This is a genomic window from Fructilactobacillus lindneri DSM 20690 = JCM 11027 (genome assembly GCF_002907375.1).
GTDB classification, from domain to species: Bacteria; Bacillota; Bacilli; order Lactobacillales; family Lactobacillaceae; genus Fructilactobacillus; species Fructilactobacillus lindneri.
Genome location: NZ_MIYK01000001.1, coordinates 24466 through 39433 on the forward strand (window position 1 = coordinate 24466; position 14968 = coordinate 39433).

At 34.1% G+C, this 14968-nt stretch carries 13 protein-coding genes, 1 other RNA gene and 1 pseudogene; 12 read left to right on the top strand and 3 right to left on the bottom strand.

Features of this window, described 5'->3' with window-relative positions; translation table 11 throughout:
• Positions 1-24: 24 nt before the first annotated feature.
• From rplJ to BHU33_RS00185, 6 genes are all read left to right on the top strand, one after another.
• Entirely contained in the window at positions 25-537 is a 513-nt protein-coding gene (rplJ, locus tag BHU33_RS00160; protein ID WP_054646387.1) for a 50S ribosomal protein L10, read from the top strand.
• A gap of 37 nt (positions 538-574) precedes the next feature.
• On the top strand, positions 575-943 hold the full coding sequence (gene rplL, locus BHU33_RS00165; protein WP_054646388.1) for a 50S ribosomal protein L7/L12: 369 nt from the start codon (positions 575-577) through the stop codon (positions 941-943).
• 122 nt (positions 944-1065) lie between these two features.
• Positions 1066-3615, top strand: coding sequence for a bifunctional lysylphosphatidylglycerol flippase/synthetase MprF (mprF, locus tag BHU33_RS00170; protein WP_056997668.1), 2550 nt, complete (start codon positions 1066-1068; stop codon positions 3613-3615).
• A gap of 384 nt (positions 3616-3999) precedes the next feature.
• Positions 4000-5409: an amino acid permease gene (locus tag BHU33_RS00175; RefSeq protein ID WP_054646389.1), complete on the top strand. Its 1410-nt coding sequence runs from the start codon at positions 4000-4002 to the stop codon at positions 5407-5409.
• A complete protein-coding gene (mmuM, locus tag BHU33_RS00180; RefSeq protein WP_054646390.1) occupies positions 5390-6301 on the top strand; it encodes a homocysteine S-methyltransferase in 912 nt (303 codons plus the stop codon). Before BHU33_RS00175 ends, mmuM begins: the two co-directional genes overlap by 20 nt.
• Positions 6302-6359: 58 nt before the next feature.
• On the top strand, positions 6360-7283 hold the full coding sequence (locus BHU33_RS00185; RefSeq protein ID WP_054646391.1) for an L-lactate dehydrogenase: 924 nt from the start codon (positions 6360-6362) through the stop codon (positions 7281-7283).
• 47 nt (positions 7284-7330) lie between these two features.
• Here BHU33_RS00185 and nrdF read toward each other — a convergent pair whose 3' ends face one another.
• From nrdF to nrdH, 3 genes are read right to left on the bottom strand one after another with little or no spacing between them, the layout of a single operon-like run.
• On the bottom strand, positions 7331-8347 hold the full coding sequence (gene nrdF / locus BHU33_RS00190) for a class 1b ribonucleoside-diphosphate reductase subunit beta (RefSeq protein WP_078775139.1): 1017 nt from the start codon (positions 8345-8347) through the stop codon (positions 7331-7333).
• 14 nt (positions 8348-8361) lie between these two features.
• Positions 8362-10530, bottom strand: a complete 2169-nt coding sequence (gene nrdE, locus BHU33_RS00195; RefSeq protein ID WP_054646392.1) for a class 1b ribonucleoside-diphosphate reductase subunit alpha — start codon at positions 10528-10530, stop codon at positions 8362-8364.
• Positions 10531-10586: 56 nt separating this feature from the next.
• Positions 10587-10826: a glutaredoxin-like protein NrdH gene (nrdH, locus tag BHU33_RS00200; RefSeq protein WP_054646393.1), complete on the bottom strand. Its 240-nt coding sequence runs from the start codon at positions 10824-10826 to the stop codon at positions 10587-10589.
• 151 nt (positions 10827-10977) lie between these two features.
• Between nrdH and BHU33_RS00205 the strand changes: the two are divergent.
• The 6 genes and pseudogenes from BHU33_RS00205 (at position 10978) to recR (ending at position 14967) form a co-directional block, all read left to right on the top strand.
• Positions 10978-11582, top strand: a pseudogene (locus BHU33_RS00205) (class I SAM-dependent methyltransferase).
• Position 11583: 1 nt separating this feature from the next.
• Positions 11584-12045 carry a tRNA adenosine(34) deaminase TadA gene (tadA, locus tag BHU33_RS00210; RefSeq protein ID WP_054646394.1) on the top strand — a complete coding sequence of 154 codons (462 nt, stop codon included), beginning with the start codon at positions 11584-11586 and terminating at the stop codon, positions 12043-12045.
• A 40-nt stretch (positions 12046-12085) separates the two neighbouring features.
• An RNA gene (ffs, locus tag BHU33_RS00215) (signal recognition particle sRNA small type) lies at positions 12086-12182 on the top strand.
• 117 nt (positions 12183-12299) lie between these two features.
• Entirely contained in the window at positions 12300-14018 is a 1719-nt protein-coding gene (gene dnaX, locus BHU33_RS00220) for a DNA polymerase III subunit gamma/tau (protein ID WP_056997667.1), read from the top strand.
• Positions 14019-14036: 18 nt separating this feature from the next.
• The gene (locus tag BHU33_RS00225; protein WP_054646395.1) at positions 14037-14354 is read left to right on the top strand and encodes a YbaB/EbfC family nucleoid-associated protein; all 318 of its coding nucleotides are present in this window, start codon (positions 14037-14039) and stop codon (positions 14352-14354) included.
• Positions 14355-14367: 13 nt separating this feature from the next.
• Positions 14368-14967, top strand: a complete 600-nt coding sequence (gene recR, locus BHU33_RS00230; protein WP_054646396.1) for a recombination mediator RecR — start codon at positions 14368-14370, stop codon at positions 14965-14967.
• Position 14968: the final 1 nt, after the last annotated feature.

Sequence of the window (14968 nt, forward strand, 5' to 3'; positions counted from 1 at the left end):
AAAATACATTGGGAGGTGAATTTTATGCCAAAGAAAGAAGTTATTGATGCCAAAGCCAAGAAGGTTGACGAAATTGCTAATGACTTTACAGAAGCTGTTTCAGCAATCGTAGTTAACTCTCGTGGATTGACAGTTGCTCAAGACACTGAATTACGTAAGGAATTACGTGAAAATGGTGTTAAGTTAATGGTTATTAAAAACAAAATCTTAGAACGTGCTGCTGATAAGAGTGGTTATGAAGATTTGAAAGATATTTTTAATGGACCAAGTGCAGTTGCATTCTCAGATGAGGATCCAGTTGCCCCTGCTAAGATTTTGAAGAAATTTGCTGATGATAACGATGCTCTTGAAATTAAGGGTGGAGTTATTGAAGGTGAAGTTGCTCCAATTGATAAGATTAACGAATTTGCTACATTGCCTAGTCGTGAAGAATTGCTTGCAACACTTGCTAATGTCTTACAAGCACCTGTTCGTAAGGTTGCATATGCTGTTAAAGCTGTTGCAGAAAAAGAATCAGACGATGGCGACGCTGCTTAAATTAAAAATTTAATGTCCTAAATAGGAGGAAAATAAAATGGCTTTTGATAAAGATAGTATTATTGCACAATTAAAAGATGCTTCAATTACTGATTTAAATGATTTGGTAAAGGCAATTGAAGACGAATTTGACGTTTCAGCTGCTGCTCCAGTTGTTGCTGCAGGTGCTGCAGGCGGCGATGGTGGCGCTGCTAAGAGTTCATTTGATGTTGAATTAACTTCAGGTGGTTCTGGTAAGATTAAAGTAATCAAGGCTCTTAAGGAAATTACTGGTCTTGGTTTGAAAGAATGTAAAGAAATGGTTGATGGTGCACCATCAGTTGTTAAAGAAGGTCTTTCTGAAGATGACGCTAATGACATCAAGGAAAAACTTGAAGCTCAAGGCGCAACAGTTACCCTTAAATAATTTAACTTTAGATAAAATAGAGAAGGATGTGTGTATTTCACACATCCTTTTTTACTATCATGGTTGTTACTTTTAAATTAAATTGAGATAATTAAGGCGACCATAAACTTTGGAGGAAACCTTTGAAAAAATTTGCAAAAAAAATAGTTGATTTATTCAATAAATATCTTAATATTATAAAAATTGTATTTCTAATTGTAGTAATTGGATTTGTTATTTTTGAAGCTCATGACATTTTAAAACAAATTAATGGTCAACAAATGAAGCAAAGCTTGGCTTCACAGTCGCCATTGCATTTACTAATTATGACAGTATTGGGATTATTAGCCGTCACTCCAATGCTGATTTATGATTTTACCTTTACAGAATTTCTGCCGGGTAAGTTTAAGCCTCTGTATGTAATTAAAAGTGGGTGGATTACGAACACTTTTACGAATATTGCTGGATTTGGTGGATTTTTAGGAGCTAGTTTACGAGCTAGTTTTTATAGTAAAGATGCTACAAAAAAACAAATATTGTATGGTATTTCTAAAATTGCTTTATTTTTACTAGCAGGTCTATCGACATATTGTTTAGTTTCATTAGTATTAATTTTTGGTTTTGGCATTGGGCATCAGTTCGCTGGCTACTGGATTCTATTACTGGGCGGCGGAATTTATTTTCCAATTATTTTCTTAGTCACAAGGTTAAACAATTCAGAATTTTTTGCTGATTTAACTATTAGTCGTGAAGTACAACTAATTGTGGGTTCCTGCTTAGAATGGGGTTCATGTGGAGCTTTATTTTTAATCATTGGTAGTTTTATGAATCTCCACATTAATCTGATTAGTGTCTTTCCGCTTTTTGTTGCTGCTAATGTCATTGGTGTAATTTCAATGTTACCAGGTGGTTTAGGAACGTTTGATGCAACCATGATTTTAGGATTAGGAGCACTTGGTGTTTCACCAACTGTTGCTACAGTTTGGGTCTTGCTTTACCGAGTCTTCTATTACTTTATTCCTTTTGCAATTGGAATTGTCTTGTTTGCTCATGAGCTTTGGCAACGATTTAATAAATTTTTAGATGAAATTCCTGATAATATTATTCAGCGGTCGGCTCAAATAATTATTACGGTATTTATGTATTTTTCTGGGATTATGATGATCTTATTAGCCACAGTACCGAATGTAGTTTTAGTTAATCCATTGTATCTATCATTAGCACCATTTACACTGTACTTTTTAGGACAGCTTTCAAATGTAATTATCGGATGTTTATTAATCGGATTAGCTCGAGGAGTTGGTTCACGAGTTAGAAAAGCCTTTTGGCCTACGGTTGCATTGTTGATTTTTGCAATTGGAAATACCTTATGGAAAGAGGACTTTCCGCTTCATTTAGCAATCTTTTTGTGCTTTATTTTAATTTGTTTATGGTTTGCAAGAAAAGGAATGTATCGAAAACGATTAACTTATTCATGGGGAGCATTAATAACTGATGCAGCCATCTTTTTAGCTGCTTTTGCTGTGTATTGTTTGGTTGGAGTATACATGGGTAATAGTCATTCTCCAATCAAAGTTAGTAATGCCCATCTTTTACCATCACAACAAGTTTGGATTGTTGGACTAATTGGTTTTATTATTGCAATTTGTATTTTATATGGTTTATATCGATTTTTAACTTATTCCAATACACCTTGGCTTTATCAACCATTTGATCAAGAACGAGTTCGAAAAGTAATTGAAGAATATGGTGGTAATGAAGTTAGTCATTTGGTCTTTTTACGTGATAAAAAAGTATATTTTTATACTGAGGATGGAAAAGATCAAGTTGTGTTTATGTATAAACAAAAAGCTAATAAATTGATTGTGATGGGCGAGCCGTTTGGTAATAAAGATAAATTAAATGCAGCGATTGATAAGTTTATGATTGATGCTGATAATATTGATTTGACTTTAGTATTTTATGAAGTTGGCGAATCATTGACACTGTTGCTACATGATAAAGGATTTGACTTTATTAAAGCAGGTGAAGAAGGCCAAGTTGATTTAAAAAACTTCACTTTGTCTGGTAAGAGACATCGTGGCGAACGAGCCTTAATGCATAAATTTGATCGAGAAGGGTTTCATTTTGAAATTTTACAGCCGCCGTTTAGTCCTGAATTGATGGATAAGCTAAAGAAAATTTCTGATGAATGGCTAAAAGGTCGTGATGAAAAAGGTTTCTCACTTGGTTTCTTTGATCCATATTATTTAAATCAAGCGCCAATAGCTGTAATTAGTGATAAAGATGATCATATTGTTGCGTTTGCTAATATTATGCCTACTGGAGATCATGTAATGACATCAATTGATTTAATGAGATCAGGAGATGACGCACCTTCTGGGATTATGGATGCGATTTTCATTGATTTATTTAAATATTCCATGGATGAAGGTTATCAATGGTTTAACTTGGGGATGGCACCACTTGCTAATGTTGGTAATTCAAGATTTAGTTTTATTAATGATAAAATTGCTCATTTGATTTACGAATATGGTGATGCATTCTATAGTTTCCAAGGATTGCGTTCTTATAAACAAAAATATGTTGATAAATGGGAATCAAAATATTTTGTCTATCGTAAAAATAATTCGTTGGTATTTACAATGTTACAATTGTTAGAAGTTGTTAACGAACGACCAAACAAATTATAACAAAAAGTTTCGGAATATTTCCGAAACTTTTTTATTTTTATGGTTGACAGTTCGGTTTTTGTTAGCTAAAATCTTAATAACAAAATCAAATAAAAAAAGTAAAAGTTGAGTATAAACTAAAATTTCTCAGAGAGTTCTTGGTTGGTGGAAAAGAATGAAATTGAAGTTTAGAAAATGGACTTTAAATTACTTTGTTGGTGAATAATTAGCCAATAACGGGTTTGTTACCGATATCATCACAAGGTTATACTGAAACATATTTCAGTGAAACTTATTAAGGCATGTTTTGCGAAAAGCATATAAATTAAGGTGGTATCACGATTACACTCGTCCTTTTATGAGGACGGGTGTTTTTTATTTGTTTTTAATTAAGGGGGGAGCAACATGGCAGCACAATCACATAAGAAACATTTAGCTCGAGAAATGACATCTAGGCAAGTTTTGATGATTTCTTTGGGAGGAGTAATCGGAACTGGTTTGTTTTTAAGTTCTGGATATACTATTCATGAAGCGGGGCCAATCGGAACTATTATCGCTTATTTAATTGGAGCAATCATTGTATATTTAGTAATGCTTTGTTTAGGAGAAATATCGGTAGCAATGCCTGAAACTGGTTCATTTCACGTATATGCACAAAAATATTTGGGAAAAAGCGCTGGCTTTGTAGTGGCAATTTTGTACTGGTTAACTTGGACAATTGCACTAGGTTCAGAATTTACAGCGGCTGGTTTGATTATGCAGCATTGGTTTCCTACTATTTCAACTTGGATTTGGAGTTTAGGATTGATTATTTTGATTTTTGTTATTAATGCATTTTCAGTAAAGTGGTTCGCTGAAACTGAGTTTTGGTTTTCAAGTGTTAAAGTGGCTGCAATTGTTGCTTTTATATTATTAGGCTCAGCCGCAATCTTTGGTATATTTAGTTTTCATGGAACTCATCAAATTATTGGATTTAAAAATTTTTATGCTCATGGCTGGTTTCCTAATGGTTTTAGTGGTGTGTTTACAACGATGTTAACCGTTAATTTTGCTTTTTCAGGAACTGAGTTGATTGGAATTACAGCTGGTGAAACTAAAGATCCAGCTACTACTATTCCTAAGGCTATTAAAACAACTTTGTGGCGCTTAATTCTCTTTTTTATTGGCAGTATGGTTGTAATGAGTGCTTTGATTCCATATCAACAAGCAGGTGTTACTCAGAGTCCTTTTGTGCTTATTTTTTCTGAAATGGGAATTCCGTTTGCTGCTGACATTATGAATTTAGTCGTTTTAACAGCAATTATTTCAGCCGCTAATTCGGGTTTATATGCTTCAACTAGAATGTTATGGTCTCTAGCAAATGAAGGATTAATTTCCAGAGTATTTCAAAAAACTAATCGACAGCAAATTCCTATCTATGCCTTAACTGCTAGTATGATTGGCGGTATTTTCGCTTTATTTTCAGCAGTTTATGCTGCAGGATCAGTCTATTTAGTATTAGTTTCAATTTCGGGGTTAGCAGTTGTATTTGTATGGATGGCAATTGCACTGTCAGAATTACAATTTAGAAAAAAATATTTAGCAAGTGGCAAAAGATTAAGTGATCTTGTATATCGCACCCCATTTTATCCTTGGACTCCGATTTTGGCTTTTATTTTATGTTTTTTATCTTGCGTTTTAATTTGGTTTGATCCAAATCAAAGAATTGCATTGTATTACACAATTCCATTTGTTTTAATTTGTTACTTATTTTATGAAATTAAACTTAGACATCAAAGAAGAAAAGGGGTCGCACATGACAAAGGAAGCCGTTAAGCAAAGATTGAAACAACGTTTAGTTTTAGATGGGGCAATGGGAACGGAACTAGAAAAATTAGGGGTAAAAACGAATGATGAATTATGGTCAGCGAATGCTTTAATTGATAATCCTGAAGCAATTTATCAAGTTCATGCCAGTTATTTTAAAGCAGGAGCTGACATTGCAATTACGGATACCTATCAAGCTAATGTAGCAGCATTTGCTAAAAATGGAATTAAGCATGATGAGGCAATTGAGTTAATAAAATCAGGAGTTAAAATTGCTAAACAGGCTCGTGATGACTATGATTCTAACGGCTTAATTGCGGGATGTATTGGCCCTTATGGTGCTTATCTAGCTAACGGAGCAGAATATACTGGGAATTATGAGTTGTCTTTTCATGACTATCAGAATTTTCATCAAGAAAAAATCAAAGCATTAATTGATGCAGGATCCGATTTATTATCGATTGATACTATTCCAAATTTTCAGGAAGTCAAAGCTTTAGTAAAAATTATTAATGATTTACCAAATAAGCTTCCTTATTGGATAAGTTTAAGTGTCAAAGATGTAACAAAATTAGGTGATGGAACCGATTTAAAAGTTGTAATTAAATGGTTAAGTCAGCAGGATAATATAGATGGAATTGGTGTTAATTGTACAAAAATTGAAAATATTACCCCAATTGTAAACTTAATACGTGATATTTCTAATTTACCAATCGTAGTTTATCCTAATCCCGGCGATATTTATCATCCTAAAACTAAGACTTGGACCACAGTTCCGCATGTGGATACTTTTCAACAAGAAGTACCTAATTGGTTATCTCAAGGAGCTAACATTATTGGGGGATGTTGTCGAACAACTCCTGAAGATATTGCACAAATCGCAAAAATCTTAAAAAATTAATGTTAATTTATTAAAATGATTGTTACAATACATTTAATTAAAAATAGGAGGTAGAAAAATGACACGTAAAATTGGCATTATTGGCGACGGTCATGTTGGCTCAACTGTGGCTCACTATATTGTTGCTAATGGATTTGCAGATGATTTAGTTTTGATTGATAAAAATGAAGCAAAAGTAAATGCTGATGCTTTGGATTTTGAAAAGGCAATGCCTAATTTACCATTTCATACTAATATTATTGTGAATGACTATGCAGCTTTAGAGGATGCAGATGTGATTATTTCTGCCCTCGGCAATGTTAGATTAAATGATAATGCTGATAATGATCGTTTTGCAGAACTACCGTTTACAAGCAAAAATGTAAAGGAAGTTGCTGCTAAAATCAGAGATGCTGGATTTAATGGAATTATTATTGCCATCACCAATCCAGTAGATGTCATTACCCAACTTTATCAAGAAATTACTGGATTGCCCAAAGCACATGTGATTGGAACTGGAACTTTATTAGATTCTGCACGAATGAAACGAGCGGTTGCTAAGAAATTAAATATCGATGCACGGTCTGTGAGTGGTTATAATTTAGGTGAACATGGTAATTCTCAATTCACTGCTTGGTCAACAGTTCGAGCGCTTGATCAACCTTTAGAAGAATTGGCGCAAATTCGTAAGCTTGATTTACAAGAAATTGATCAGGATGCCAGAAATGGTGGGTTTGTTGTATTTAAAGGCAAGGGATACACTAATTATGGGGTTGCTACAGCGGCTGTGCGACTTGCGAATATTGTGTTAAGCGATGCTCGCACTGAGTTGCCAGTTTCTAATTATCGTGAAGATTATGGTGTTTATCTCTCTTATCCAGTAGTAGTTGGTCGTGAGGGAGTTGTTGAAAAAGTAGACTTGAATTTGACGAATGAAGAAAAAGCTAAATTACAAGATTCAGCTGATTTTATTAAATCTAATTTTAAAAAGTATAGTAAATAAAAAAGGCGTAAACACGTTGCTTAACACGCGTTTACGTCTTTTAATATTTATTTGTTTTTGTGTTTGTCTTCCCAAGAGCCAATCTTGTAATCATCGTCGTTCATGGTTTCAACATTTCCTAATCGGTAGCCATTACCAACTTCAGAGAAGAAATCGTGGTTAACTGTAGAAGTTGAAATTCCATTCATTACAACAGGATTAACATCTTCGGCAGTGTCAGGAAACATTGGTTCCTGACCTAAGTTCATGAGTGCTTTATTTGCATTATAACGAATGAAAGTTAAAACTTTATCAGTCCAGCCAACGCCATCATATAATAAATGAGTATATTTTTCTTCATTTTCATATAAATCATATAAAAAGTTGTACATCCAATCTTTTAGTTCTTTTTGTTCATTTTCTCCCAATTGATTAAAGGCAACTTGGAACTTGTAACCAATATAAGTTCCATGAACTGATTCATCACGAATAATTAATTTGATAATCTCAGCCACATTGGTTAGTTTGTTGTGTCCTAAATACCAAAGGGGAGTGAAAAAACCGGAATAAAAGAGAAAGGTTTCTAAAAAGACACTGGAAATCTTTTTCTTGAGTGGGTTGCCATCATCGTGATATAGGGTGTAAATCTTTTTAGTTTTATTTTGAAGATATTCTTCGGTATCACTCCAATCAAAAATTTCATTGATTTCAGTAGGAGTGTTTAAAGTAGAAAAAATAGTTGAATAACTTTTAGCATGAACAGATTCCATAAATTGAATGTTATTTAAAACAGCAATTTCATGTTGAGTAGTGGTATCGTTTCGTAATGCAGCCATTCCATCTTGTGATTGGAGCGTATCTAGTAATGTTAATCCACCAAAAACGTGACCTACTAACCATTGATGATCATCATCAAGTTCACGCCAGTCCTTTAAATCATTTGAAACGGGTACTCGGGTATCAAGCCAAAATTGTTCGGTTAACTTATGCCATGTAGCTTTATCAATTTCATCATCGACTTGATTCCAATTAATTGCTTTATAGTTACCTTTTAATTTACCTGTTAATACTTCGTTCATATTCATTGAATCAAGGCCTCCTAAATGACACAGCTCTCACATTGATTAGCACCAATGGTATCGTTATTATCAGTAAATGTTCTAACGTAGTAAATTGATTTAATTCCTTTATAGTGAGCATAATTTCTAAGAATAGTTAAATCTCTAGTTGACATTTTTTCCGAGCGACCATCTTTCCATTCGTACATTCCTTCTGGAATAGTAGAACGCATAAACATGGTCATACTTAAACTTTGATCCACATGTTTTTGAGCTTCAGCGAAAATATCAATTTCTTTACGCATGTCAATGTCATAAGCTGATTGATAATATTTTAAAGTGTCATTGGAAAGGTAAGGGGCAGGATAAAAGATTGTACCAATTTTAGCTTCTTGTCGTTCTTCAATTCGACTAACGATTGGAGTCAAACTAGCGGTGGCATCACCAATGTACGCTGTTGATCCATTTGGTGCAACAGCCATGCGGTTTTGGTGATAGAGACCATATTCCTGAACCGATTGTTTAAGTTTTTTCCAATCAGCAGTAGTTGGAATAAAAACGTCTTTAAACTGTTCTTTAATTTTATCAGATTGGGGACCCCAATCTTTACTAGTATATTTATCAAAGTAACTGCCATCGGCATACTTGCTTTTAGCAAAGTTGTGAAATGATTCACCACGTTCTTTAGCAATTTTATTAGAAGCTACAAGCGTCCAATAATTAAGTAACATAAAGTATACACCTGTAAATTCAACTGATTCTGGTGATCCATAATACATATGATTTAAAGCAAAATAAGAATGAAGTCCCATAGCACCGACGCCGATAGAATGACTTAAGTCGTTACCACGGCGAATTGAGGGGACTACATTAATTTTGCTAGAATCAGTTACAAAAGTCAGTGCTCGAACCATAGCATCTACTGATTTTCCAAAATCAGGCGATTTCATCAAGTTAACAACATTTGTTGAACCCAGGTTACAAGAAATATCAGTTCCTAATTGATCGTATTGTTGTAAATCATTAATAATCGATGGAGTCTGGACCTGCATAATTTCAGAACAAAGGTTACTCATGACAATTTTTCCATCAACGGGATTTTCTCGATTAGCAGTATCAATATTCATAATGTAAGGATAGCCGGATTCTTGCTGTAATTTACCAATTTCAGTTTCTAAATCACGAGCTTTCATATATTTTTTGCGAATATTAGGATTTTTAACCATGTTGTCATACTCTTTGGTAATATCTACGTATGAAAATGGTACGCCATATTCTTTTTCAACATCATAGGGACTAAAAAGGGCCATTTGTTGATCATTTTTAGCTAATTCGTAGAATTTATCTGGAACCGTGATACCAAGAGAAAGAGTATTAACTCGAATTTTTTCGTCGGCATTTTCCTGTTTAACAGACATGAAATCAACAATATCTGGATGAAAAACACTTAAATATACCACTCCCGCACCCTGACGTTGCCCAAGTTGATTTGAATAACTAAAACTGTCTTCTAGTAACTTCATAACTGGCATGACACCGCTGGCTGCGCCTTGAATATGTTTGATTGGATCTCCAGCAGCTCTTAAATTGGAAAGATTAATTCCAACTCCGCCACCAATTTTAGAAAGCTGTAGTGCTGAATTAATAGTTCTTCCAATGCTATCCATATCATCTGTAGTTTGAATTAAGAAACAAGAAATTAGTTCGCCACGTCGCTTTTTTCCAGCATTTAAAAAGGTTGGAGTAGCAGGTTGAAAACGCTGATGAATTAGCTCATCGGCTAATTCCATTGCTAATTCTTGATTTCCATCGGCTAAATAAAGAGCATTCATGGCAACACGATCAATATAATTTTCAAGATATTGGTTTCCATCATTCGTTTTCATAGCGTATTGAGCGTAGAATTTATAAGCTGCCATAAATGACTTAAAGTGAAAATCTTGTTCTTGCAAGTATTGATATATTTTTTCTACGAATGAGAAAGGGTACTTGTTGAGAAATTCTGTTTCGACATATTTGTTTTTGGTTAAATAATCGAAACGATCTTTCAATGAATCAAACTTAATGGTATTTGGAATAACATTTTCTTTCAAAAACGCTTCTAACGCTTCCTGATCCTTTTCAAGTCTAATTTTTCCATCTTTGCTTGGAATATTAATTTCGTTATTTAATCTAAAATAATTTATGTCTTTTTGATCCTTTAACGACATATACTGTGACTCCCCTTAATGTGTATAATGAAAGTAATAGGTTTAAAATCAGTTAATTAGCTAATTTTAGCAATTAATTGATTAAGTTGACCTGGTTGAAAACCACTAAATGATTCAGAAAAGTCGCTTTCAACAACTGGGACAGCTTGAAATCCCTGATCCTTAAGGTATGAGACTAATTCTGGTTTTTCAGTAGTATTTTGTTCAGTAAAACTAACATTATGTTCCGTTAAGAAACGTTTTGTCATTTTACATTGCATACAGTTATCTTTAGTAAATACAGTTACATGATTCATATTCGTCAGCTCCTTATTAGTTCATGACTAAATTCTACTACGTTTTGACAATCTTTCAATAAGAAAACACCACATATAGCGTTCCCTTTTTGGGAAACACACTATATATGGTGTGTGAAACATAAAAAAATAAATTTAGGATGTGATTTTTTTGAGTAATTATTATTATACACCGAATCCCGACGTTAAACACGAAGAAAAAAATGGAATTATTCATTGCTGAATCAAACATTACGTTTTGTTTCTGACAACGGAGTGTTTTCTAAAAAAACAGTGGATTATGGATCACGCGTTTTAATTAATAATGTGGATTTGGATAAAATTCCCGCTGGGAAAGTTTTAGATTTAGGTTGTGGTTATGGTCCAATTGGATTGTTTTTGGCAAAAAAATATCCGCAACGCCAGTTTGATTTAGTAGATGTTAATAATTTAGCAATGGATTTAGCCAAAAGGAATGCTGAAAATAATGATATTCATAATGTTAACGTTTTTTCATCTGACGTTTATGAAAATGTGACTGGCCAGTTTGCCGCTATTGTAACCAATCCACCAGTCCGAGCTGGAAAAGAGATTGTAGATCAAATGATTACCGGTTCAATTGATCATTTAGAAAAGAATGGGACATTGACAGTTGTTTTACAAAAGAAACAAGGAGCTCCATCAGCTAAGAAACTAATGAAGCAAATTTTTGGAAACGTAAAAATCGTTAAACGTGACAAGGGCTATTACATTCTGGTTAGTAAACGGGTAGATTAATATGAAAAAAGATGAGTATTATATGAATCTTGCATTACGAGAGGCTCGATTTGCTGCATCAGTTGGAGAAGTTCCAATTGGAGCAGTAGTTGTGAAAGATGGGAAAGTGATATCCACAGGCCATAATTTACGAGAACATACTGAGATTGCAACTCAACACGCTGAAATTATTGCTATTGAAGCTGCTTGTGTCGCTCTTCATAGTTGGAGACTAAATGATTGTACTTTGTATGTAACAGTTGAGCCGTGCTTGATGTGTTCAGGTGCGATTTTGAATTCTAGAATTAAACGGGTTGTTTATGGAACAAACAATAAAAAAGGTGGTGCAGTTAATAGTTTATATAAATTGTTAACTGATCCACGTCAAAATCATCAGACTGAAGTTTTAAAAGGAGTTGCAGCAACTCAAGCTGCTAAAATTATGCAATCCTTTTTTAAAGCAAAAAGAAAATCAAGTAAATAACTAGACAATTATAGATTTATGAGCTAATATAGTAATTGCCGTAAGGCCCTGAAGCAAAGGCAGACTTACGAACCGTGTCAGATCCGGAAGGAAGCAGCACTAAGTATTTCCTGCTTTGTGCTTCTTGATTTAGCTAATAAACTCCCAGTCAATTGACTGGGAGATTTTTTTTGCAATTATTTTGCGTGGCATTTGCCCATTATTCAAGCTATAATAGTTAAGTAAATTAGATTTAAACAGAAAGGAAGTTCTTCATGGGCTATCAGGCTTTGTATCGAGTTTGGCGACCACAACGGTTTGATGAAATTGTAGGTCAAAAGGTTATTACGCAAACTTTAAAAAATGCATTAATAACAGATCAAACTAGTCACGCTTACCTTTTTAGTGGTCCGCGGGGAACTGGTAAAACTTCGACTGCTAAGATTTTAGCTAAGGCAGTTAACTGTAAGAATCTAAAGGATGGCGAACCTTGTAATGAATGCGAAACTTGTATTGCCATTAATAATGGCTCATTAAATGATGTGATTGAAATTGATGCCGCTTCTAATAACGGTGTTGAAGAAATTCGTAATATTCGTGATAAAGCTAAATATGCACCCACTGAAGCTGATTATAAAGTTTATATTATTGATGAAGTTCATATGTTATCAACGGGAGCCTTTAATGCATTATTAAAAACTTTGGAAGAACCGCCTGCACATGTGATTTTTATTTTGGCCACAACGGAACCACATAAAATTCCTGCTACTATTATTTCGCGGGTACAACGGTTTGATTTTAAACGAATCAAGGCCAATGACATTTTAGAGCAGATGGAAAAAATTCTAACTTCTAAAAATATTAAATATGATGAAAGAGCTTTAAAAGTGATTGCTAAGAGTGCTGAAGGTGGGATGCGAGATGCATTGAGCATTTTGGATCAGGCCCTTTCGTATAGTAACGATCACGTTACTTATGAAAGTGCACTTCAAGTCACTGGCAGTGTCGCACGTGATGATTTGCAAAATTATGTTCAATATGTCATTAAAGGAAATGTTAGCGAAGGGCTACAAGTTGTTGAAACAATTTTAGACAATGGAAAAGATGCTAGTCAATTCATTGAAGATTTAATTGATTATTGTCAACATTTGTTGTTGTATCAACAAGATTCCCAAATTATTAGTGATAGCGAACTAGGTTTGTTGGGCGATAAATTTGCAGATATCGCGCAAATGATTGATAGTAAATTAATTTATCAGTATGTTGAAACTATGAATAATGTCCAACAACAGATTCGTTATACTTATCATCCAGATGTTTATCTCGATATTTTAACAGTTCGCTTAGCAAATCAAAAAGAAACTGTTAAAGAAGTAGATAATGGCGAAACGAATAAAGAATTGGTATCATTAAAAGAGCAAATTGCTAGTTTGACTGATCAACTAAACAACTTTCAACAGCACAAAGTAGAGAACGTTCAAACAACTGATAAAACCTCAGAAAATAAATCTAGAAGTCGTGAATCTCATGATTCAGAACCAAAGCCTAAAATTAACTTAACCAAGATTTTTGCAGTCTTAGGTTCTGCTACTAGAAAAGATCTTAGTGAATACCAGCAGCATTGGGATGAGTTGATGCAGTCATTGACCGTTACACAGCGGGCGATTATGCATGTTTCAAAACCAGTAGCTGCAAGCCATGATGGGGTAGTGGTTGCTTTTGATTACGGCTTTTTATATCAAAAAGCTGGTAATGATCAAGATTTAATGGATGCTTTACAAAATGGTATGGACCAAATATTTGGAAGAGTGGCAGATTTGTTATTTGTTCCAAATGACGAATGGCCTGCGATTCGTAAAGAGTATCTAGAAAAAAATCCCATTAAAAAAAATAAACAGTCGGTTAAGAATGCAGATGTTGAAGAGCAAAGTAGTTCGGTTTTAAAAGCTAAAGAATTGTTTGGCGATGATTTGGTTAATATTGAAGATGATTAAATAATAAAGGAGAAATGAATTATGAATGGAATGAATATGGGTAAAATTATGAAGCAGGCACAGGAAATGCAAAAGAAAATGGCTGCTGAACAAGGAGAAATTGAAAATCAGGACTTTACGGGAGTTTCACCTGAAGAAATGGTAACGGTCACTTTTGGCGGCAACCGCAAAATGAAAGATATGCAAGTTAAACCAGAAGCAATTGATCCAGACGATCCTGATATGCTTTCAGATTTAGTAATTAGTGCTGTTAATGATGCACTTGCTAAAATTGAAGAAACCACTCAAAATAAAATGGGTAAATATACCAAAGGAATGAATATTCCAGGTATGTAAAGAGGGGATTTAAATGCAATATCCAGAACCAGTTGCAAAACTAATTGATAGTTACATGCACTTACCTGGAATTGGAAAAAAGACCGCTGTAAGGCTAGCATTTTATACCATCGATATGGATAAAGATGATGTTAAAAATTTTTCTGATGCCTTAAAAGATACAAAAGAAAAATTAACGTTTTGCTCTATTTGTGGCAATATTACTGAAAATGATCCTTGCGAAATTTGCCTAGATGAGACTCGTGATCAGTCAAAACTTTTGGTTGTTGAACAGCCTAAAGATGTTGTTACGATGGAAAAAATGAAGGATTATCACGGACTATATCATGTCCTTCACGGAGTCTTGTCTCCAATGGAAGGTAAAGGACCTGATGATATCAACATTAGTTCTTTAATCAAGCGATTGCAGAAAAATGAAGCAATTAAAGAAGTAATCATTGCAACTAATGCAACTCCAGAAGGTGACGCAACCGCAATGTATTTATCTCGTCTTTTAAAGCCTGCTGGGATTAAAGTTACCCGTTTAGCTCGAGGATTATCTGTCGGAAGTGATATTGAATACGCCGATGAGATGACATTGTTTAAAGCAGTTGAAGGACGAACTGAAATGTGAG